The following is a 1,486-nucleotide window of genomic DNA, read 5'->3' as shown; positions in this document are numbered from 1 at the left end:
TAGACGTGAACAGTTTTGATTGCGGCAATATAGGCCCCAACACGGTGACCTTAACGGTGACGGACAACAACAACAATGTTTCTACTTGTACGGCCACAGTTACTGTAGAGGACAATGTGGATCCGACTATTACATGCCCTTCAGATGTAACTGTTGCTTGCACCCCCAATGGTGCGGTACCGTCTGGAACTGGTGTTGCTACTGCAACCGACAACTGTACAGCTGCTAATGATATAATAATTGATTATTCTGATTTAATCGTACCTGGAGTTGGTAATAATGCTCAAGTTACAAGAACCTGGACGGCTACAGATGCTAGTGGGAATAATTCTTCATGTATTCAAATAATTAATATAGTTGATAATGTTGAACCGGAGATTACCTGTCCAATTGATATAACTGTTGAGTGTGATGAAGATACCTCGCCTGCCAATACAGGTATTGCAACAGCCACAGATAATTGTGCACCAGTTGGAACCATCACAATAGATTATACAGATGTTTTAATTCCTGGAGTTGGAAATAATTTTACAATTTCAAGAACCTGGACGGCTACCGATCAAAATGATAATGAATCTTCCTGTGTACAGATTATAACGGTAGTTGATACTACTGCACCAGATATAACGTGTCCGACTAATATTACTCAATCTACCGATTTAGGACTATGTGAAGCAACAGTATCAGTTCCCGCTCCTTTAACGAGTGACAATTGCGGGGTAGTTACAATTACAAATGATTTTAATGGAACTTCTGATGCGAGTGATGTATATCCAATAGGAGATACATTGGTAACGTGGACAGCGACTGATGCTAATGGAAATACGAATACATGTGTTATGACAATAACCGTAACGGATGATGAATCACCAAGTATTTCTTGTCCAGATGACCAGAGTGTAAGCTCCGATGCTAACTGTCAATTTACGGTTCTAGATTATACAGGATTAGTTACGACTTCAGATAATTGTGACACAGATGTAATAGTTACACAAAGTCCGGTTGCCGGCACGATGGTGTCTGGTACTACAATTGTTACTTTAACAGCAACGGATGATGAAGGAAACACTTCTGAATGTGCATTCCAATTAATAGTGAATGACACGGCCCCACCGGTTATCACCTGTCCATCGGATCTTACCATAGCCTGTGATGCAGACAGCACTCCTTCTAGTACGGGCAGTGCCACAGCGACGGACAACTGTGACGGTGCTCCGGTTATCACCTTTGTAGATGTGGTAGCAGCAGGTACGGGCAACAATTCCGTGATCACCAGGACCTGGACGGCTACCGATGCCAATAACAATAGTTCATCCTGTGACCAGGTCATTACCATTGAGGACACGGCCCCACCGGTTGTCACCTGTCCATCGGATCTTACCATAGCCTGTGATGCAGACAGCACTCCTTCTAGTACGGGCAGTGCCACAGCGACGGACAACTGTGACGGTGCTCCGGTTATCACCTTTGTAGATGTGGTAGCAGC

1 protein-coding gene is annotated in these 1,486 nt (G+C 43.7%); it reads left to right on the top strand.

Annotated features, from left to right (window positions below; all coding sequences use genetic code 11):
• Positions 1-1,486: HYR domain-containing protein (locus tag MR053_RS13940; RefSeq protein ID WP_242133012.1), on the top strand; the 1,486-nt coding region annotated here is incomplete at both ends.

The sequence above is a fragment of the Aestuariivivens marinum genome, assembly GCF_022662175.1.
In the GTDB taxonomy this organism is placed as follows: domain Bacteria; phylum Bacteroidota; class Bacteroidia; order Flavobacteriales; family Flavobacteriaceae; genus Aestuariivivens; species Aestuariivivens marinum.
Note: the sequence above shows the minus strand (reverse complement) of the source record. Positions and strands in the feature narration are given on the sequence as shown.